This is a genomic window from Hartmannibacter diazotrophicus, from assembly GCF_900231165.1.
Classification (GTDB): domain Bacteria; phylum Pseudomonadota; class Alphaproteobacteria; order Rhizobiales; family Pleomorphomonadaceae; genus Hartmannibacter; species Hartmannibacter diazotrophicus.
This window is the reverse complement of sequence record NZ_LT960614.1, coordinates 597,045-616,850: the sequence shown is the minus strand read 5'-3', so window position 1 is coordinate 616,850 and position 19,806 is coordinate 597,045. Positions and strand designations below refer to the sequence as shown.

19 protein-coding genes are annotated in these 19,806 nt (G+C 64.1%); 8 read left to right on the top strand and 11 right to left on the bottom strand.

The genetic code is table 11. The features are described from left to right. Positions 1-425 precede the first annotated feature (425 nt). From HDIA_RS02825 to HDIA_RS02815, 3 genes are all read left to right on the top strand, one after another. Entirely contained in the window at positions 426-1,634 is a 1,209-nt protein-coding gene (locus HDIA_RS02825) for an aspartate aminotransferase family protein (RefSeq protein WP_099554155.1), read from the top strand. Continuing rightward, on the top strand, positions 1,631-2,563 hold the full coding sequence (gene argF / locus HDIA_RS02820; RefSeq protein WP_099554153.1) for an ornithine carbamoyltransferase: 933 nt from the start codon (positions 1,631-1,633) through the stop codon (positions 2,561-2,563). The genes HDIA_RS02825 and argF overlap by 4 nt, the downstream gene beginning before the upstream one ends. A gap of 119 nt (positions 2,564-2,682) precedes the next feature. Next, complete coding sequence (locus HDIA_RS02815; protein WP_099554151.1) at positions 2,683-3,666, top strand: Hsp33 family molecular chaperone; 984 nt, start codon at positions 2,683-2,685, stop codon at positions 3,664-3,666. A 50-nt stretch (positions 3,667-3,716) separates the two neighbouring features. Here the strand turns inward: HDIA_RS02815 and phoB are convergent, their stop codons facing one another. The 7 genes from phoB to HDIA_RS02780 form a co-directional block, all read right to left on the bottom strand. Beyond that, complete coding sequence (phoB, locus tag HDIA_RS02810) at positions 3,717-4,412, bottom strand: phosphate regulon transcriptional regulator PhoB (RefSeq protein ID WP_099554149.1); 696 nt, start codon at positions 4,410-4,412, stop codon at positions 3,717-3,719. Between the two features lie 47 nt (positions 4,413-4,459). Next, positions 4,460-5,176 (bottom strand): phosphate signaling complex protein PhoU, encoded by a 717-nt coding sequence (gene phoU, locus HDIA_RS02805; RefSeq protein ID WP_099554147.1) that lies wholly within the window; start codon positions 5,174-5,176, stop codon positions 4,460-4,462. Between the two features lie 134 nt (positions 5,177-5,310). Continuing rightward, positions 5,311-6,057 carry a phosphate ABC transporter ATP-binding protein PstB gene (pstB, locus tag HDIA_RS02800; RefSeq protein WP_483867462.1) on the bottom strand — a complete coding sequence of 249 codons (747 nt, stop codon included), beginning with the start codon at positions 6,055-6,057 and terminating at the stop codon, positions 5,311-5,313. 97 nt (positions 6,058-6,154) lie between these two features. After that, positions 6,155-7,513 carry a phosphate ABC transporter permease PstA gene (gene pstA / locus HDIA_RS02795; protein ID WP_099554143.1) on the bottom strand — a complete coding sequence of 453 codons (1,359 nt, stop codon included), beginning with the start codon at positions 7,511-7,513 and terminating at the stop codon, positions 6,155-6,157. Then, positions 7,510-8,970, bottom strand: coding sequence for a phosphate ABC transporter permease subunit PstC (gene pstC / locus HDIA_RS02790; protein ID WP_099554141.1), 1,461 nt, complete (start codon positions 8,968-8,970; stop codon positions 7,510-7,512). The genes pstA and pstC overlap by 4 nt, the downstream gene beginning before the upstream one ends. A 69-nt stretch (positions 8,971-9,039) precedes the next feature. After that, the gene (locus tag HDIA_RS02785; protein ID WP_425432920.1) at positions 9,040-10,068 is read right to left on the bottom strand and encodes a substrate-binding domain-containing protein; all 1,029 of its coding nucleotides are present in this window, start codon (positions 10,066-10,068) and stop codon (positions 9,040-9,042) included. Positions 10,069-10,327: 259 nt separating this feature from the next. Beyond that, positions 10,328-11,692, bottom strand: a complete 1,365-nt coding sequence (locus tag HDIA_RS02780; RefSeq protein ID WP_099554137.1) for an ATP-binding protein — start codon at positions 11,690-11,692, stop codon at positions 10,328-10,330. 392 nt (positions 11,693-12,084) lie between these two features. On the opposite strand from HDIA_RS02780, the gene ppk2 reads away from it, so the two are divergent. Then, entirely contained in the window at positions 12,085-13,032 is a 948-nt protein-coding gene (ppk2, locus tag HDIA_RS02775; RefSeq protein ID WP_099554135.1) for a polyphosphate kinase 2, read from the top strand. Positions 13,033-13,072: 40 nt separating this feature from the next. On the opposite strand, the gene HDIA_RS02770 is transcribed toward ppk2, so the two are convergent. Next, complete coding sequence (locus tag HDIA_RS02770) at positions 13,073-14,224, bottom strand: response regulator (RefSeq protein WP_099554133.1); 1,152 nt, start codon at positions 14,222-14,224, stop codon at positions 13,073-13,075. Next, a complete protein-coding gene (locus HDIA_RS25090) occupies positions 14,221-14,571 on the bottom strand; it encodes a hypothetical protein (RefSeq protein WP_157775175.1) in 351 nt (116 codons plus the stop codon). Before HDIA_RS25090 ends, HDIA_RS02770 begins: the two co-directional genes overlap by 4 nt. On the opposite strand from HDIA_RS25090, the gene galE reads away from it, so the two are divergent. The 3 genes from galE (at position 14,570) to kdsA (ending at position 17,558) form a co-directional block, all read left to right on the top strand. Continuing rightward, positions 14,570-15,562 (top strand): UDP-glucose 4-epimerase GalE, encoded by a 993-nt coding sequence (gene galE, locus HDIA_RS02765; RefSeq protein WP_099554131.1) that lies wholly within the window; start codon positions 14,570-14,572, stop codon positions 15,560-15,562. The two genes, HDIA_RS25090 and galE, sit on opposite strands and share 2 nt — an antisense overlap. Positions 15,563-15,664: 102 nt before the next feature. Further along, complete coding sequence (locus HDIA_RS02760; RefSeq protein WP_099554129.1) at positions 15,665-16,672, top strand: KpsF/GutQ family sugar-phosphate isomerase; 1,008 nt, start codon at positions 15,665-15,667, stop codon at positions 16,670-16,672. Between the two features lie 37 nt (positions 16,673-16,709). Then, positions 16,710-17,558 (top strand): 3-deoxy-8-phosphooctulonate synthase, encoded by an 849-nt coding sequence (gene kdsA / locus HDIA_RS02755; RefSeq protein WP_099554127.1) that lies wholly within the window; start codon positions 16,710-16,712, stop codon positions 17,556-17,558. Between the two features lie 61 nt (positions 17,559-17,619). Here the strand turns inward: kdsA and HDIA_RS02750 are convergent, their stop codons facing one another. Continuing rightward, positions 17,620-18,822 carry an MFS transporter gene (locus HDIA_RS02750; protein WP_099554125.1) on the bottom strand — a complete coding sequence of 401 codons (1,203 nt, stop codon included), beginning with the start codon at positions 18,820-18,822 and terminating at the stop codon, positions 17,620-17,622. A gap of 37 nt (positions 18,823-18,859) precedes the next feature. Then, positions 18,860-19,207: an ArsR/SmtB family transcription factor gene (locus tag HDIA_RS02745; protein ID WP_099554123.1), complete on the bottom strand. Its 348-nt coding sequence runs from the start codon at positions 19,205-19,207 to the stop codon at positions 18,860-18,862. A 42-nt stretch (positions 19,208-19,249) separates the two neighbouring features. Between HDIA_RS02745 and HDIA_RS02740 the strand changes: the two genes are divergently transcribed. Then, positions 19,250-19,786 carry a DUF6428 family protein gene (locus HDIA_RS02740; RefSeq protein ID WP_099554121.1) on the top strand — a complete coding sequence of 179 codons (537 nt, stop codon included), beginning with the start codon at positions 19,250-19,252 and terminating at the stop codon, positions 19,784-19,786. The last annotated feature ends 20 nt before the right edge of the window (positions 19,787-19,806 follow it).

Here is a 19,806-nt window from a genome sequence, read left to right as displayed (position 1 = left end):
TCTACTTTTCCCCAAATAATCTGGCGTTTCCATGAGCAAAGACAAGGGGCGCCAGAAAAGTCTCATAGAATAGAGCGACTTACAATTTTGCACAGGCAAGAGGGCGAGGCCGATAGCCTGCTTTTCAACCGCAAGGCCCGTCACGGCCGCGCCATCGACACGATCCGGCGCGGCATGCGGACCGGCCGCGCACAAAACGCGGAATTCTGCAGAGTCCGGCCCATTTGCGGCGGATCTGCAATTGACAGTCCCCGTGCCTCGCATGGTATACGGACGCCAGTCATGGCCGCGCCGCCGCACACCGGGGGCGCGGCTTTGATTTTCCTGAGAAACCCGATCATTCCGCGCCCCTTCCCGACACCCCGATATGGAGCCCGGACGGGCCGGAACGACCTCAATCCCAGCGCCAGAGAACCGGTGCCGCCATGACCGCAAGTCCGACTGCCACATCGCCACTTTTTTCAACCTTCTCGCGGGCCGATATCGCCTTCGAGCGAGGAGAAGGCGCCTGGCTCTACGACACGCGAGGCGAGGCCTGGCTCGACTTCGGCGCCGGCATTGCGGTCAACTCACTGGGTCATGCCCATCCGCATCTCGTCGCGGCGCTGACCGAGCAGGCCGGCAAGCTGTGGCACGCCTCGAACCTTTTCGAGATTCCGCAGCAGACGCGCCTTGCCCAGCGGCTGGTCGACAACACATTCGCCGACCGCGTCTTCTTCGGCAATTCCGGCGCCGAGGCGCTGGAGGCCTCGATCAAGACCGCCCGGCGCTATCACTACGCCAAGGGCCAGCCCGAGCGCGTGCGCATCATCACCTTCGAGGGCGCCTTCCACGGCCGGACGCTGGCGACGCTCGCCGCCGGCGGGCAGGCCAAGTATCTGGAGGGCTTCGGCCCCAAGGTCGAGGGCTTCGACCAGGTGCCGTTCGGCGACCTTGAGGCCGTCAAGGCTGCCATCGGCCCCGAGACGGCGGCGATCCTCGCCGAACCGCTGCAGGGCGAAGGCGGTGTACGCCCCCTTCCCCCGGCGTTCCTGCGGTCCTTGCGGGATCTCTGCGACGCGGAAGGAATCCTGCTCATTCTCGACGAGGTGCAGACCGGAATCGGGCGCACGGGCAAGCTCTTCGCCTATGAGTGGAGCGGCATCGAGCCGGACATCCTGGCCGTTGCCAAGGGGCTCGGCGGCGGCTTTCCTGTCGGCGCCTGCCTTGCCACGGAAGAGGCCTCGGCGGCCATGGTTCCGGGCACCCACGGAACCACCTTCGGCGGCAATCCGCTGGCGATGGCGGTCGGCAACGCGGTGCTGGACGTCGTGCTCGCGCCCGGTTTCCTCGAGCATGTGCGCGAGATCGGCCTGAAGCTGAAGCAGAAGCTCGCCGGGCTTGTCGACCACAATCCGGATGTCTTCTCGCTCGTGCGCGGCGAAGGTCTCCTGCTCGGCCTCAAATGCGTGAAGCCCGTCGGCGACGTCGTGGCGGCCATGCGGGCCCAGCATCTCATCGGCGTCCCGGCCGGCGACAACGTCGTCCGCCTGCTGCCGCCGCTCATCATCGACGAACGGGACGTGGACGAGGCGACCAAGCGGCTGGAAGCCGCGGCCGCGACGCTTGCGCCCCCTCGGGATCCGAAGTCATGACAGCCAAGACTGCGCAGAAGCGCGATTTCCTCGACCTCACCGATGTCGGCGCGTCCGACCTGCGTCTCATGCTCGACCAGGCCAAGACGCTCAAGGCCTCGCGCGATGGCGTCCATCGCGGCAAGGGTCCGCTCGCCGGCAAGGTGCTGGCCATGGTGTTCGAGCGCCCCTCGACACGCACGCGGGTCTCCTTCGACGTCGGCATGCGCGAACTCGGCGGCGAGACGCTGATGCTGACGGGCGCGGAAATGCAGCTCGGCCGCGGCGAGACGATCGCCGACACGGCGCGGGTCCTGTCGCGCTTCGTCGACGGCATCATGATCCGCATCCTCGACCACGCGGCGCTGACCGAGCTTGCCGAGAACGCCACCGTTCCGGTGATCAACGGCCTGACCCGGAAGTCGCATCCGTGCCAGATCATGGCCGACATCATGACCTACGAGGAGCATCGCGGCCCGATCGCCGGCAAGACGATCGCCTGGGTCGGCGACGGCAACAACGTGCTCGCCTCCTGGGTTCACGCAGCCGCGCGCTTCGACTTCACCATGCGGATCGCGACGCCGCCGGAACTTGCCCTGCGCGCAGGCCCGATCGACTGGGCGCGCGAGAACGGTGGGCGGGTCGAGGTGACGACCGACGCCTTCGAGGCCGTCGACGGCGCCGACTGCGTCGTCACCGACACCTGGGTGTCCATGGGCGACAAGGAGCGCGAGCGGCGGCATAATCTCCTGATGCCCTATCAGGTCAACGACCGGCTGATGGCGGCCGCCGACAAGGACGCGATCTTCATGCACTGCCTGCCCGCGCACCGGGAGGAGGAAGTGACGACCTCCGTCATGGACGGCCCGCAGTCGGTCGTGTTCGACGAAGCCGAAAACCGCCTTCACGCTCAGAAGGGCGTGCTTGCCTGGTGTTTCGGCGCCATCTGAGCATGGCAGCCCTGCCGGCGCCAACCGTTGCGAAGGTCACCCGCCGGCGCCATATCGGCTGTTTCGTGCTGATATGAACGGACCCTGCGGCTCGACGCAGGGCCACAGGACCCAAAGCGATGAACGATTTTACGGCAACAGTTCAGGGTGTGCCGATGTCCGACAGCATCCTGCCCTTCCAGGTCGACGTCCTCGACGCGCGCGGGCGCACCGTCCATCTCGGCGATGCGCTCGACCGCATCCTGGACCGGCATGACTACCCGGAGCCGATCGCCCGCCTGCTCGGCGAAGCTGTGGCGCTGACCGTGCTGCTCGGCTCGTCGCTGAAGTTCGACGGCCGCTTCATCTTCCAGACCCAGAGCGATGGGCCGGTGCATATGATCGTCGTCGACTTCACGGCGCCCGATGCCGTGCGGGCCTGCGCCCGCTTCGACGCCGAAGCCGTCGAGGCTGCGATCGCTGAAGGTCGGACCAGTCCGTCCGAACTGCTCGGCAACGGCCATCTGGCGATGACCATCGACCAGGGCCCGGACATGAGCCGCTACCAGGGCGTCGTGCCGCTCGACGGCCGGTCGCTGGAGGATGCCGCGCACCAGTATTTCGCCCAGTCGGAGCAAATTCCGACCAAGGTGCGCCTTGCGGTGGCCGAGGTGCTGACGCGCGGCGAGGACGGCAAGGCCCGTCATGCCTGGCGCGCCGGCGGCCTGATGGTGCAGTTCCTGCCCGAGAACACCGACCGCATCCGCGCCCGCGATCTCGATCCTGGCGACGCGCCGGACGGCGTGACCGTCGATCCGATCGACGATGACGATGCCTGGACGGAAGTGTCCTCGCTGGTCGGCACGATCGCCGACCACGAACTGACCGATCCCGAGGTCTCGGCCGAGCGGCTGCTGTTCCGGCTGTTCCACGAACGTGGCGTCAGGGTCTTCGATCACCAGCCGGTGACGGAGCGTTGCCGCTGCTCGGAGGAAAAGGTCGCGGAAATGCTGAAGAGCTTCCCGCTGGAGGATCGCCGCGACATGGTCAAGGACGGCAAGATCGGCGTCACCTGCGAGTTCTGTTCGGCAAGCTACGAATTCTCGCCGGAACAGTTCGACTGACGCCCCCGGGCACAAGAAAACAGGGGGGCCCTTCAACAGGGCCCCTCGCCTCAAGTCCTGACGAAGTGCTCGTCGAAGGAATAGCCGGCGCCGCGTACCGTGCGGATCGGGTCCTTGGCATTGGCGCGGTTGATGGACTTGCGCAGGCGGCCGACATGGACGTCGACGGTACGCTCGTCCACGTAGACGTCATGCCCCCAGACGCCGTCGAGCAACTGCTCGCGGGCAAAGACGCGGCCGGGGCTCTGCATCAGGAATTCGAGAAGCTTGAATTCGGTCGGGCCGAGATGGATTTCCCGTCCGGCCCGGCGCACGCGATGGGTCTCGCGATCGAGTTCGATGTCGCCGGCGGTCAGCTGGTTGGAAAGGGACTCCGGCTTTGCCCGGCGCAGGATCGCCTTGATGCGGGCGATCAGTTCCTGCACCGAAAAGGGCTTGACCACATAGTCGTCGGCCCCGGTTCCAAGTCCCCGGATCCGCTCGCTTTCCTCGCCGCGCGCCGTCAGCATGATGATCGGCACGCGCGAGGTCTCCTCGCGCTGGCGCAGGCGCCGGCAAAGCTCGATGCCGGAAAGGCCCGGAAGCATCCAGTCGAGCAACACGAGATCGGGAACGATCTCCCTCAGACGAACCTCGGCGTCGTCGCCGCGGTCGGCCGACTCAACTTCAAATCCTTCGGCTTCAAGGTTGTAGCGGAGCAGCAGGCTGACAGGCTCTTCGTCTTCGACAATCAATACCTTCGGCATCGCAGTCGGTTACTCCATCCTCATCATCATCGGTTCGCGGGGCGGCATCAGCCCGGAACCGGCAGGCTCTCGACACTCGTCGTGTCGGCCTTCGGGCGGTCACCCTCCCACATTTCGCCGGTGATCGCATAATGCACCGTCTCGGCGATGTTGGTGGCGTGGTCGCCGATCCGTTCGATATTCTTGGCGCTGAAGAGCAGATGGGTGCACTGGCCGATGTTGCGCGGATCTTCCATCATGTAGGTCAGCAGCTCGCGGAAAAGCGAGGTGTAGAGCGCGTCGATGTCCGTGTCGCGATCGCGCACGGCCCTGGCAAGGCCGTCCTCGCGATTGCTGTAGGCGTTGAGCACGTTGGCCAGCTGCTCCAGCGCGATTTCCACCAGATGCTGGACGCCGACGAGAAACTGCTTGTGCGCGATGGGGCTGTCGATCGCGATCACGCGCTTGGCGATGTTCTTGGCAAGATCGCCGACCCGCTCCAGGTCGTTGGCGATGCGCATGAAGGAGATGACCTCGCGAAGGTCGGTCGCCATCGGCTGGCGCTTGGCGATGAGCAGGATGGCCTCTTCCTCGACCGTCCGCTGCATCTGGTCGAGCCGCTTGTCATGGGTGATGACACGCTGGGCCAGCTCCAGATCATTGCGCGACAGCGCCGCGACGGAATCGGCGACCAGCGTTTCGGCCAGTCCGCCCATTTCGGCGATCTGTCCGCCGAGGCGCCGCAGTTCGGCGTCGTAGGCCGTGACGATATGTTGATCAGGCATTCTTCAGCTCTCCTCGGTTCAAGGCAGACCTCGAACACGATTGAAAATCAAGGCCCATCCGCTCCCGGAGCGCGTCGCAGCGGGAACGATCCGCCACGTGCGCGGGGCCGGCCGGCGCCGTCGGCGGAAACCGGTCAGCCGTAGCGCCCGGTGATGTAGTCCTGGGTGCGTTTCTCGGACGGATTGGTGAAGATCTGGTCGGTCTCGCCCTGCTCAACAAGCTGTCCCAAATGGAAGAACGCCGTGCGTTGCGAGACGCGGGCTGCTTGCTGCATGGAGTGAGTGACGATGGCAATCGTGTAGTTCTCACGCAGTTCGTCGATCAGTTCCTCCACCTTGGCGGTGGCGATCGGGTCGAGTGCCGAGCAAGGCTCGTCCATCAGGATCACTTCCGGGCTGACAGCGATGGCGCGCGCGATGCACAGGCGCTGCTGCTGACCACCGGACAGACCGGTTCCAGGCTCATTCAGGCGATCCTTGACCTCTTCGAAGATCGACGCCTTCTGGAGGCTCGTGACGACGATCTCCTCCAGATCGGCCTTGGACTTCACCAGGCCGTGGATGCGCGGACCGTAGGCGACATTCTCGAAAATCGATTTCGGGAACGGGTTCGGTTTCTGGAACACCATGCCGACCCTGGCGCGCAATTCAACGACGTCGATCGACGGGTCGTAGATGTCCTCGTCGTCGAGGCTGATCCTGCCGGTGACCCGGCAGATGTCGATCGTGTCGTTCATCCGGTTCAGGCAGCGCAGGAAGGTGGACTTGCCGCAACCCGATGGGCCGATGAGGGCGGTGACCTGGCGTTCGTAGATGTCGAGGTTGACCTCGAACAGAGCCTGTTTCGCACCGTAAAAGACGCTGACGGCGTCGCCTTTCATCTTGGTGACAAGTCCGCCGCCAGCGCTGGCGGTCGCCGCAGTCTTATTTGCGAAAACCTGATCCGCCTCTACTTTCATCGCACTCTTCTCCATGATCTTACCACCGCCGCTCGAAACGTCTGCGCAGGATGATCGCCATGATGTTCATGACGGCGAGAAACAGCAGCAGGACAACGATTGCCCCCGACGCACGCTCGACAAATGCCGGGTCGCCGCGCGTCGTCCAATTGTAGACCTGGACCGGCAGGGCCGACGCAGGATCGAAGAAGCCTTCCGGCGGCAGTCCGGGATACTCGCGCACGAAGGCGACCATGCCGATCAGCAGCAGCGGCGCGGTTTCGCCAAGCGCCTGGGCCAGACCAATGATCGCGCCGGTCAGGATACCGGGCGCCGCGAGCGGCAGCACGTGATGGAAAATGGTCTGCATCTTCGACGCGCCGACGCCCAGTGCCGCCTCGCGAATGGACGGCGGCACGGCTTTCAGCGCCGCGCGGGTGGCGATGATGATGGTCGGCAGCGTCATCAGCGTGAGCACAAGGCCGCCGACAATCGGCGCGGACTGCGGCAGCCCGGCCCAGTTGATGAAGACCGCCAGACCGAGAATACCGAAGACGATCGACGGGACGGCCGCCAGATTGGCGATGTTGACCTCGATAATGTCGGTGATCCAGTTCTGCGGCGCGAACTCCTCGAGATAGATCGAGGCGGCGACGCCGATCGGCAGCGACAGGACCAGAACGATCAGCATCATATAGGCCGAGCCGAGGATGGCGACCCCGAGGCCGGCCGCTTCCGGACGGGTGTCGGAGGCATCTGGTGCGGTAAAGAACGCCGTGTTGAATTTGGTTGCCAACACGCCTTCTTTTTTCAGCTTATCGGCAAGCATCAGCTCTTCGGGCGAAACATTGCGGTCGAGTTTCGCCGACTCCATCGAGACGCGGCCCTTGTAGTAACCGTCAATGCGTCCGTCGGCGAGAATGTCGAACTTGACTGTCTCGCCGATTTTCGACGGATGCGCGAGCACGTAGTTGCGAACCGACGCCGGGGCTTCCTTGGAGATAATGTCCATCGCATCGTTGGCGCTGAGGCCCTCGACGCTGATGCCGCGCGTTTCCAACTCCTTGGCAAGGGCCGCCTTGATCAGCGGCGTGTAACCGAACGTCGTGACCTTGACCAGATCGTCGGGGTTGCGATCGCCGACCTTGTCCAGCTTGGCTGGGTCAAGATAGATGTCGAGCGCGATAGAGGTCTGCCAGAAGGACGACGTACCGTTCGACAGGATCGATCCGAGCAGGCCGAAAAGCGCGACAATGCCAAAGGCAACCGCCACGAGGCCCATCGCCCGGAATCTGCGTTCCGACGCCTGGCGATGCCGAGTCCGTTCCCCCGGGACGACAAGTGAGCGGCCCTTCGGATGAGCGATATCGCCGGCAGACGTTGTTGTCGCGTCGGTCATTCGTACTGCTCCCGATATTTGCGCACGATGTACAGCGCGAGGATGTTGAGGCCCAGGGTGAACACGAACAGCGTCAGGCCAAGCGCGAAAGCGACCAGTGTTTCCGGGCTGGCAAATTCGGTGTCGCCGGTCAGCTGGCTGACGATTTTCACCGTAACCGTCGTCATGGCCTCGAAGGGATTGAGGCCTAGGCGCGCCGAGGCGCCAGCACCCATGACCACGATCATGGTTTCGCCGATGGCGCGGCTGGCAGCGAGCAGGACCGCGCCAACGACGCCCGGAAGGGCGGCCGGCATGATCACCCTCTTGATGGTCTCAGACTGCGTTGCGCCGAGGCCGTAGGAACCGTCGCGCAACGACTGCGGCACGGCATTGATGATGTCGTCCGAAAGCGAGGAGACGAACGGGATCAGCATGATTCCCATCACGAGGCCGGCGGTCAGGACCGATGACGACGAGTTTCCGATTCCAAGCGGCTGTGCGATCCAGTCACGCAGCATCGGTCCGACGGTGATCAGGGCGAACAGGCCGTAGACGATGGTCGGGATGCCGGCGAGGACTTCGATGGCCGGCTTGGCGAAGCTGCGCAGCGCACGGCCCGAGTATTCGGCAAGATAGATTGCGATCATCAGCCCAATCGGCACCGCCAGCAGCAGGGCGACGAGCGATACGTAGAACGTGCCCCAAAGCAGCGGCAGAATGCCCAGGGTCGATCCGCCGCGGAACTGCGGATTCCAGGTCTCCGAGAAGAAGAAGTCCTGGGCGGGATAGATCCTGAAGAAATGGATCGTTTCAAAGAGAAGCGAAAGAACGATGCCCAATGTCGTCAGGATGGCAACAAGCGAAGATCCCAAAAGCAAGACCCGGATGAAAGTCTCGCTGATATTGCGCGCGCGCATCGCGGGATTAATGCGTCTCCAAGCCCAGAACCCGAAACCCAGGGCGGAAACTAAAACCGCGATGTTTCGGATGAGCGAGCCGACCTTGCCGATCTCGCGATAGGACTTGGCTGCCTCGAAAACCGCCGGCGACACGTCAGTGCCGACGGCAACGCCGACATCGGCGAGGCGGCTGCGGACGTTGGAGAAGTCGGCGCGCATGCGCGTCAGGTCGGCTTCGCTGATCCCGCCGCGCTGGGCAACCAAGTCGAGACCGTCGGCGATGCGGCGGACATCAGCCATCACGAGGCTTCGCGCACCGCCTTCCGGGATCGCCTGATCGGGGATCTGCGCACTGATCTGATTCTCGATGAGAAGCGGCTGCAAGAACAGCCATGCGGCCATCAAGAGAAATGCCGGAACAGCGACGAAAAGGGCGACCGACTGGCCGTAATATCCGGGCAGAGAATGGAGCTTCACCTTGCTCTGTTCGGAAGACGCCACAGCGCGCTGCCGGCCCAGAAAATAGCCTATTACCGTGAGCGCCAGCACGATGAGCGCGAGTATACCAGGAGTCATGCCACGTCCCGCCGTCGTTTGGAAAAAAGAGGCGGCGCGCCATGCGCCGCCTCCTGTCGGCTTGGAAGGTCAGTCCAGCGGACCCATCGGGGTACGGTTCTTAACCATTTCCTGGGTCTTGGCGAGTTCCGGATCCGGAACCAGACCGTAAGCGGCGAGCGGGCCGCCCGGGCCAGCCATGTCGTCGGAGACGAAGAACTCGACATATTCCTGCAGGCCCGGGATGACGTCGAGGTGCGCGTTCTTCACGTAGAAGTAGAGCGGACGCGAAACCGGATACTCGCCCTTGGCGACGGTTTCGACCGACGGCGTAACGCCGTTCATGGTCGCGACCTGCAGCTTGTCGGTGTTGTTTTCGTAGAACGACAGGCCGAAGACGCCGATCGCCTGCTTGTTGGCTTCGAGGCGAGCGAGCGTCTCGGTATAGTCGCCGTCGATGTCGACCGACACGCCGTCGGTGCGCAGCGCGAGGCAGGCTTTCTCGCCGTCCTTTTCGCCCTTGGCGGCCACGAAGGCTTCAAGAGCGCCGGATTCCTTGCAGCCGTCTTCGAGCACCTTGATGTCGAAGACTTCGCGGGTGCCGTGCTTGGTGCCCGGGATGAAAGCCAGGATAGCCTGGTCCGGCAGGTCCGCGTTGACGTCGTGCCAGGACTTGTTCGGGTTGGCGACGACCTTGCCGTCGACCACGACCTCGGCGGCCAGAGCCTTGAACCAGTCGGCCGGGGTGAAGGCGAATTTCGGGCCGTTGATGTCCGAGGCGAAGACGATGCCGTCATAGCCGATGCGGACTTCCTGGATGTCGTTCACGCCATTGGCTTTGCAGTTGTCGATGTCGGACTGCTTGATGCGCGAGGACGAGTCGGCGATGTCGATGGTGTTCTCGCCAACGCCTTCGCAAAGCGCCTTGCGGCCGGCACCCGATCCGCCACCTTCCACGACCGGGGTCGGATAGGAGAAGTTCTCGCCGAACGCTTCGGCAACGATCGTGGCATAGGGCAGAACCGTCGAGGAGCCTTTGATCTGGATTTGGTCGCGGGCTTCGGCAACGCCAGCGAATGCAAAAGTAGAAGCAGCGACCGCGAGGGCGCTGACAGTCATGGCGAATTTCATTTGGGGAACTCCCTGTCTTTTTCAGTCCCGCAAGGCCCCCGGCCTTGCCGATGCAGCCATTCCGCAGGCAACTTTGCCGGCAAAACGCACCGCGAATGTCATCGGTCCGGCGCCAGTCCCTGTGATCGGATCGAGGCGGGATCCGATGGGGCGCTCGCACCTTAGCGAAGTGCATCAGGCCCTCCGTCTCAAGCCCGACACCGCAACACCTATCGGTTCGCCAAGACGGTTATATGACAGTTTAATATCAGTTTTGTGACATGTTAATGCTTTGATTTTCTTCTTTTAATTCAAGAGCCGGCAAATTCTCCGTCACGGTCGCCCGCTCCAGCCAGACACAGAAGACAGAGCCGTTTTCCTTTTCGGAAGTGATGGACAAACGCCCCCTGTGGCGAGCCACGATATGCTTGACGATCGCCAGCCCGAGACCGGTGCCCTTCTGGGCGCGGGAGCGGCTGACATCCACCCGGTAGAAGCGCTCCGTGAGCCTTGGAATATGGGCGGCATCGATGCCGGGACCGTCGTCCTTGACGCTGACGGCGACCCCGGGCTGGCCATCGCCGCCATCCTCGAAGCGGATGCTGACGTCCACCGTCCCGCCCGCACGACCGTATTTCAGCGCGTTCTCGATGAGATTGTGCATGACCTGGACGAGTTCATCCCAGTCACCCCGCACCATGGCCGGGCGATCCGTGGCATGAACGAGAATCGATGTCCCGCTGCTCTTGGCAAGCGGCAGGAGAGCATTCACGGAATGCTGCACGATCTCGCCGATATCGATAACGGTGTCCGGTCTGACATGCGACTTCATCTCGATGCGGCTCAGCGACAGGAGGTCGTCGATGAGCCGCGCCATGCGCTCGCCCTGCTCCAGCATGATCTTCAGGAAGCGTTCGCGATTGACCTCGTCATTCCTTGCCGGCCCGAGCAAGGTCTGTACGAAGCCGGTCAGGGAGGCGAGCGGCGTGCGCAACTCATGGCTGGCGTTAGCAATGAAGTCGGCGCGCATCCGCTCGATGCGAACCACTTCGGTCTTGTTGGACAGCAGAACCAGCAGAAAATCGGGCCGGCGGCGCCCTTCGGCGATGCGGATCGGCGTCACCGTGGCGTCGAAGACGCGCTCGGTGGGGCCACGCTCGGCATAGCGGACGGTCTCGCCCTCCTCGCCCCGTCCGACGGCGTCGATCAGCGCGAGAAGCTCCGGCACCCGCAGCTTGAACGAAACTGGATCGCCGGGCCGGACCGATCCGAAGCTGTCGACCGCCGCCTTGTTGGCGTAGCGCAGGATGGCATGGCGGTCGATGATGAAGCAGGGCGCGGCAAGCGCTTCGGCCATCATCTTCATGCTCGTGTCCGGCCAGATGGCGGCGGCGGTCGTGCGCAGACGCAGATCCTGCCTTTGCGGCTGCGGCAGTGGCACCGCGGTCAGCAGCCAGGTCACCAAGACCGCGAGGAAAAGGGCGAGCAGATCGACGGCCACGATCTTGGGCAGGAGCGCCAGCACGAGGCAACCGAAGGCAAGGACGATCAGCGCATAGCGCGCGACCCTCAGCCGCTCCAGCACCTGCCGGCGCAGTCCGACCGTGTCCTCGTTCTCCTCGACCTGCGGCATTGCGAACCCTTCATGCGCGCGGCTCCGGCGCGTCTTCGGGGACCGTCGCCCGTCTTGCGCCGTCGCCAGCCAGCGACAACCGCTGCGGCTACCTTGCCAACAATATCATTTGCCGGGAAACGATCCCACGCCGCAAGACTTTCCCGTGCGGCCGCGACACGCAAGCCCCGCCCGATGGCCGCTTCACAGCCGATCCTCAGCGGATTGCGCCGGGCGAGTAGCGCTCCAGCATCTTGTTATTGCGTCCTGATTCGAAAAGCCGGTTTTCAAGACTCCCCCGACTGCTCTAGCATTGACATGCGACGGAACGATAACACTTGGTGCAAGAGCGCGCGGCGGTTGCGGCCACCGCCCGGCACAGAGCATCAACTTCACGGCAAGGCAGGACATCCATGGGCAAGAAGACGAAGGACGAGACGTCCGAAAAGAAGGCTTCGCACAAGCCGTCGCCGGTTCTCGCCCCTCACCTCGGCGAGGTGCCTGTCATCGAAGTCGCAGGCACGTCCTTCGATCTGGAGGATCCGGAGTTTCCCGCCGACCTGGAGGAAAAGTCGGTCAGGTCCGGCGGCTATCCCTATGACGACAAGCTCGACCGCGACAAATACGAAAAGCACCTGAGGCTTCTGCAGATCGAGTTCGTCAAGGCGCAGCGGTATGTCGGCGCGGCCGGACGCCGGGTCGTTCTCCTCTTCGAAGGACGCGATGCGGCCGGCAAGGGCGGGGCGATCGGCGCCATCCGGGAATACATGAACCCGCGCTCGGCGCGGATCGTGGCGCTGCCCAAGCCGACCGACTCCGAGCGCGGCCAATGGTATTTTCAGCGCTATGCGGCCGAATTGCCGACCAGCGGTGAATTCGTGCTGTTCGACCGCTCTTGGTACAACCGGGCGGGCGTCGAGAAGGTCATGGGCTTTTGCACGAAGGACGAATACGAGCATTTCCTGCGCGCGACGCAGGAATTCGAGGACATGCTGGTGAAGGACGGCGTGATCCTCGTGAAGACCTGGCTCAACATCGGCCGCATCATGCAGCTCAAGCGCTTTCACGACCGCCGGCACGACCCGCTGAAGATCTGGAAACTGTCGACAATGGACGTCAAGGCGCTGACGCTTTACGACGATTACACGCAGGCCCGCGACCGGATGCTGCGCGAAACCCACAGCGCGGAATCGCCATGGATCGTCGTCAAGGCCAACGACAAGCGTCGCGCGCGGCTGAACGTCATGCGCTATGTGCTCAGCCAGATCGATTATCCGGACAAGGATGCCGGCGCGATCGGCTCGATCGACAACAAGATCCTGGGATTCGGCCCGACCTTCCTCGACACAGCGGACGACTGACCGCCGACCGGATCGCCAAATGCATCAAACGCCGGGCGCCTCAGATCGTGAGGCGCCGCGGTACGGAGAGAAGCGCGTGGGACGCGGTCCCGTCGGTCGCCACCTCGACATGGCCGCAGCAGCTTGTCGCCAGCGCCTCGACGATGAGACGGCGGACGGAAACGAGGGCCGCCTGCCGTGCATCCGCCGGAGCCTCCTGCTCAGGTAATGCCCCGGACGGGTCTTGCTCGGTCCTCAGCGTCAGGTCGAACATGCCGCCCCGGATGGCCGGTTCCACGACGACAGTGCCGGTCCGCATCATGTCGAGCGCCTCGGCCATGAAGCCCTGCAGAAGATCGGCAAAGAGTTCCGGCGCGCCCTCAATGGAAATCGACATGCAGGGGACGCGGAAGTCGATACGGCCGCCCTCGCCCGCCTGGGCCCGCACCACGTCCACGGCGGCCTGGAGCTGGGGCACCACGTCGAAGGTTCCGTGGCGCGCCCTGGCGCTCATGATCTTCTCGTAGGACAGCAGCTTGGCGACGATATCGCCGCGCATGTCGGCCGTATCGAATTCGATATCGGAGAGAAGCTGTTCGGCAAGCGACGTTCCGCTGTCCGCGGCCGCCCCGAGCGCCAGCGACGAGCCGGCATGCAGCCGGTCCAGCCGGCGCAGGAGATCGCGCAGCCAGTGCGTCACGGCATCGTCGAAAGGCTCGACTTCCCTGGGTGCTTCCGGCACGGCCGGCAGGATCGTCGCCAGAATTCTATCCAGCGAGGCGGCCGACAGGTCGGCCTTGCCGATGAAGCCGCAGGTGCCGCTGCGCCGGCCGATCAGCTCGATGTCGTCATTGTCCAGCGTCGACATCAGGACGACGGGGCAACCTTTCGCGCCGAACCGGATTTCATCCACGAGCGGCATGGTGGTCTCGTGGCCGAGCCAAAAATCGCACAGGCAGACGTCGAAGCGCTCCGACTGGTAGTAGCCGCGCGCCTCGTCAAGGGAACGGGCGAAGACGACCTCCGCCTCGTGAACGGCCATGCGTTCCAGGTAGAACTGCATGAGCCGCTGGTCGACCGGGTCGTCCTCGACGCAGAGAACGCGGATCGCCCGCCGCCTGGGGAGCGGATTGTCGGCATCGACAACGGACAAGCGCCGGAGGCTGGCAGCCTTCTCGGCGCTTTCCTTCAAGGGATCCAACGGTCCACTCATGCAATTGCTCCACACACCCAACGCGCCTGACCGCCTTGCCTGCGCCGATCACCCCGGGCAACGACTGCACCATCACCCAAGCACCCGGTCGTATTGGCCGGCCAATTTGCCTGCAAATCACGCACCGGCAGCCTCACCGAGGTCCATTTGATTTTCAAGCTTGTGCCGGAGAGTTTTACACAAGCAGATTTTGGCCATTTTCTTCCGTCGGCGGGTCGAACTGCTGTCATCAACCCTCTTTCCTGCAGACACGTTGCCAAAGGTGCCATGTTGCCGATATGACATGCGCCGATCGCCGATTGAGGTTTTTCCTCAGATTTGAACAATTTCAGATGGATTTCCGGCATGACAACCCTTGTGACTGGCGGAGCGGGTTATATTGGCAGCCACATGGTTCACGCCCTCGTCGACCGGGGCGAGGAGGTCGTGGTCCTCGATGATCTTTCCACAGGTTTCGATGCGGTCCTGCCGGAAAATGCCCGGCTGATCGTCGGCGATGTCGGCGACGCGGCGTTTCTGGACCGGATCATCGCCGAAAACGATATCGACGCGATCGCGCATTTCGCGGGCTCGATCATCGTTCCGGAGTCCGTCACCAACCCGCTGAAATACTACAGCAACAACACGGTCAATTCCTGCACGCTGATCGGCGCGGCGGTTCGCGGTGGCGTCAAGTCCTTCCTGTTTTCCTCCACCGCCGCCGTCTATGGCGAGGCGGGTCAGGATCTCATCAACGAGGACGCGCCGCTTGCGCCGATGTCGCCCTATGGCTCGTCCAAGCTGATGACCGAGGTCATGCTGCGCGACGCAGCCGCCGCGCACGGCTTCAAATACGGCATCCTGCGCTATTTCAACGTTGCCGGCGCCGATCCGAAAGGCCGCACGGGCCAGTCGACGAAGGACGCGACGCATCTGATCAAGATCGCCTCGCAGGCGGCCATCGGCCTTCGGTCGGGCATGAGCATCTTCGGCACCGATTTCGACACGCCGGACGGCACCTGCGTGCGCGACTATGTGCACGTTTCCGACCTCATCCAGGCGCATGTGCTGGCGCTGGCGCACCTGCAGGACGGCGGCGACAGCTTCACGGCCAATTGCGCCTACGGTCACGGCTATTCGGTCCGCGAGGTCGTCGATGCGGTCAAGCGCGTCTCCGGCGTCGATTTCCCGGTCGAACTCACCGGCCGACGGGCAGGCGATCCGCCCTCGCTGGTCGCGGAATCGAAGCGCATCCGCTCGCTGCTCGGCTGGCAACCGCAATATCAGGAGCTCGACACGATCGTGTCGCATGCCCTCGCCTGGGAAGATCATCTGCGCAAGCGCAACTCGAAGCCCTGAGATGTTTGACCGGCCGGCGCCAGAGATGGCAATCGGCCGGTCCCAACCCCATCTTCGGCCGGTCAAGCAAGATCAGGCCCATCGATACCCGGATTCCAGTTCATGCCGTCCAGCCCGGTGCCTCAATCCAATCCCTCCAAAGAAAGCACGACAGGCCGGTCGGTGCTGAAGACGCTCTCGCTCGCCGGTGAAGCCATCGCCGCCACGTCCGGTGCGTTGGAAAACGGCCTTCTCGGGCAGGCGATGGAGCGGGCCGTAACGCTGATCGCCGCCTCGACGGGGAGGCTGATCGTGGTCGGCATCGGCAAGAGCGGCCATATCGCCCGCAAGCTCGCGGCGACCTTCGCCTCCACGGGGACCCCGGCCTATTTCGTCCATCCAACGGAGGCCAGCCACGGCGACCTCGGCATGATCCGCAACGAGGACGTCATCCTGGCGCTCTCCTGGTCGGGCGAGACGGCGGAACTTGCCAATATCCTGACCTACGCCAAGCGCTTCTCGGTGCCGGTCATCGCGATGACGTCGCGTCCGGATTCAACGCTGGCCAAGGCGGCCACGGTGCCGCTGATCCTGCCGCAGATCGAGGAAGCCTGCCCGCACGGGCTCGCGCCCACCACGTCCACCATGCTGCAGCTCGTCATCGGCGACGCGCTCGCGATCTGCATGCTGGAACAGAAGGGCTTCTCGGCCAGGGACTTCAAGGTCTTCCATCCGGGCGGACGCCTCGGCGCCCAACTCTCTTTTGTCCGCGACCTGATGCACAAGGGCGAACGGCTGCCGCTCGCCAAGGTCGGCGCCCCGATGTCCGAGGCCATCATGACCATGACGTCGAACGGATTCGGGGTCGTCGGGGTCGTGGACGAGGCGGGCGACTTCGTCGGCATTGTCACCGACGGCGACCTGCGCCGCCACATGTCCGGCAACCTCATGGAGCAGCCGATCGAGGCGGTGATGACGCATTCGCCAAAAGTCATCGACCGCGACGCCATCGCGACGGAGGCGCTGGAAATCATGCAGCGCGCCAAGATCAGCGTGCTCTTCGTGCTCGACGGCAGGAAGCCCATCGGCATCCTGCACATGCTCGATCTCCTGCGCGCGGGCCTCGCCTGAAACGCCGGACGCAGCAGCCCCAAGAAAGCCAAGCATCATGACCACGCCCAAGCCCGTCACCGTCGGCAACGTCACCTTCGCCAACGACAAGCCCTTCGTGCTGATCTCCGGCCCGTGCCAGATCGAAAGCCGCGAGCATGCGCTGAAGATCGCCGACTTCCTGGCAACGGAGACGAAGAAGGCGGGCGTGCCCTTCGTCTTCAAGGGGTCCTACGACAAGGCCAACCGCACGTCGCTGAAGGGCCAGCGCGGCATCGGCATTGACGCGGGTCTGCTGATCCTTGCCGAAATCCGCGACACCTTCGGCTGCCCGGTGCTGACCGACATTCACGACATCGAACAGGCGAAGCGCGCCGGCGAAGTCGTAGACATCCTGCAGATCCCGGCCTTCCTGTCGCGCCAGACGGATCTTCTGATCGCGGCCGGCGAGACCGGGAGGACGATCAACGTCAAGAAGGGCCAGTTCCTCGCGCCCTGGGACATGGCGAATGTCGCGGACAAGATCGCGTCCACCGGCAACGAGAAGATCCTGCTCTGCGACCGGGGCACCTCCTTCGGCTACCAGACGCTGGTGTCCGATTTCCGCGGTCTGCCGATGATGGCCGAGACGGGCTATCCGGTGGTCTTCGACGCCACCCATTCGGTGCAGGAGCCGGGCGGACGCGGCGGCTCGTCGGGCGGAAAGCGCGACTACGCCCCGGCGCTGGCCCGTGCGGCCATCGCGGTCGGCTGTGCGGCGATCTTTGCCGAAGCGCACGACGACCCGGACAACGCCCCGAGCGACGGACCGAACATGCTGCCGCTCGAGTGGATCCCGGGCTTCCTTGCCGACCTCACCGCGCTCGACAGGATCGCCAAGGCGCGGAGTCTGAAGGCGGGGTTCTGAGGCGGGCGCCGGGGAACTTTTCCAGAGCCAACGCACCTGAAGGCGATGACTGCGGCGGCCTTCACGGCCGAACCAGCGCGCCCGCCACCTTCACGCGGGCGAGCAGGACCAGGACAAGTCCGACGGCGATGGCTCCTGACACGGACAGCAGGACCAGCAGCGCGCCGGCTCCCATCCGGTCAAGAATGAGACCGCCAAGCGAGGGCGCCGTCGCCTGGGTGATGAGGCTTGGAAGGGCCAACCGCCCCATGATGGCCGGATACTGGCGTTCGCTGAACAGGGCGAGCGGCACCGCTCCGCGCGCAATGGAAAAGACGCCGTTGCCGGCGCCATAGAACACGAGCGCCAGTGCCGTGATCGGCAGCCCCGACCAGAGCAGGACAAGCCCCAGGGTCAGCAGCCCGACCGCGGCGAACATCGTCCAGACCGCATGGTGGCGCTTTCCGACCGTCATCTCGACGACGCGAGCCCCGACCTGCGAGGGTCCCACCAGCGTTCCGAAGGCGACGGCAGCGGCAAGATCGAAGCCGCGCGCCTGCAGCATCGTCAGCAAGTGGACCGAGATCATCGAACTAACGAGGCCGCAGAGAACCATGGTCGCAGAGAGCAACCGAAACGTCGTTCGTTCATGGGGTTCGAGCGCCAATGCCCCCTTCGATTGACCAGACACGGGCGTTCGATCCTCGACGCCCGGAAGAACGAAGACATGCAGCGGCAGGCTTATGACGATCTGCACGCAGGCGTAGACGAAGCACGCCTCGCGCCAGCCAAGACGATCGACGATGAAGGCCGATATGGGCCAGCAGATCGTGCTAGCGAAGCCGCCGAACAGGGTCAGCAGCGTGATCGCGCTCCGGGCCTCCCTGCCGAAATAGCGCCCGAGGGTGGAGAATGCCGCGTCGTAGAGGCCGCAGGCCATGCCGGCGCCGAGGACCGTCCACGACAGGAGATAGACCGGGAGACTCTCGGAAAGCCCGAGAAACAGCAAGCCGCATGCAAGCAGCAGCGAGCCAAGCGCGAGGACAGGGCGCCCGCCATAGGCCTCGATCGCGCGCCCGGCACCGGGCGCGATCAGTCCCGCGACCAGGAGGCCCACGGAAAAGCCGCCGACGGTCCAGGACATCGGCCAGCCCGTTTCCTGTGCAATGGGCCGGGCCAGCACGGCCAGCAGATAGTAGGACGAGCCCCAGGCGAAGATCTGGGTGACGCCGAGGGCGGCGATGATCGCCCCGCGGCGTGGAACCGCTCCGGGAACGGCGCTCATGGATCTTTCCGCCCCGCAGGAGATCGCTGATAGGCCTTCATTCGATCGCTTCCGGCGGCGTGGCGCAGGATCCGGCACCGCAAGCTCCCAAAACCCTGGGGTGGCCGGCGCAGCAATCCTCCATGAGAAACTGGAGCAACTCGCCGAGAGCATCGTAGTCCGCGGTGTAGATCATCGAACGGGATTCGCGCCTCTGTGCGATGAGGCCGGCCCTTTCCAGCTCCTTCAGATGGAAGGAGATATTGGACGGCGACACCCCAGCCGCCTTGGCGAGGTCCCCTGCCGCCATGCCCTCGCGGCCAGCGACGACCAGCAGGCGAATGATCTGAAGGCGGGTCTCCTGCGACAGGGCCGCGAATGCGCCGAGCGCTTGACGTTCATCCATATTTCAATAATCCTAGAAATGTTGAAACAAAGGATAGGTCAGATGCCCGAGATGGACAACCTCAAAAATGCCGATCAGGACATTACCCTCGGCGACCTGCTCACGGTGCTGCGCGATGCGGCGGATTTGCCGCTGATCTTCGCCTACGATGGAAACCCGGTGCGCTCCGGCTACCATGTGACGGAGGTCAAGGCCGGTGCGTTCGCCGCGCTCGATTGCGGCGCCAATCACGAGGAATGGTCCGAAATCTTCATTCAGCTTTGGGATATCGACGAAGGTGAGCGGACCCATATGACGGCCGGGAAGTTCTCCGCCATCATCTTGAAAGTCGCCGACCATGTGGGGATCGACCCGTCCGCCCGAATGACCTTCGAGGTCAGCGACGGGATGCGGCCCATGCAGCTTTACAGCGCGGATGCGCCCGTCGTCCGCGATGGGATTGTCCATGTGCAGTTGACGCCGCGCCCGGCAAGCTGCAAGCCGCGCGACCGGTGGCTGGCGGAAACCGCGTCCAGCGCCCAGGCATCCTGCTGCGGCACGGCCGCCAGCGATGCCGGCTGCTGCGCCCCGACGGCCTGATGCCCAAGTTGCTGGGATTG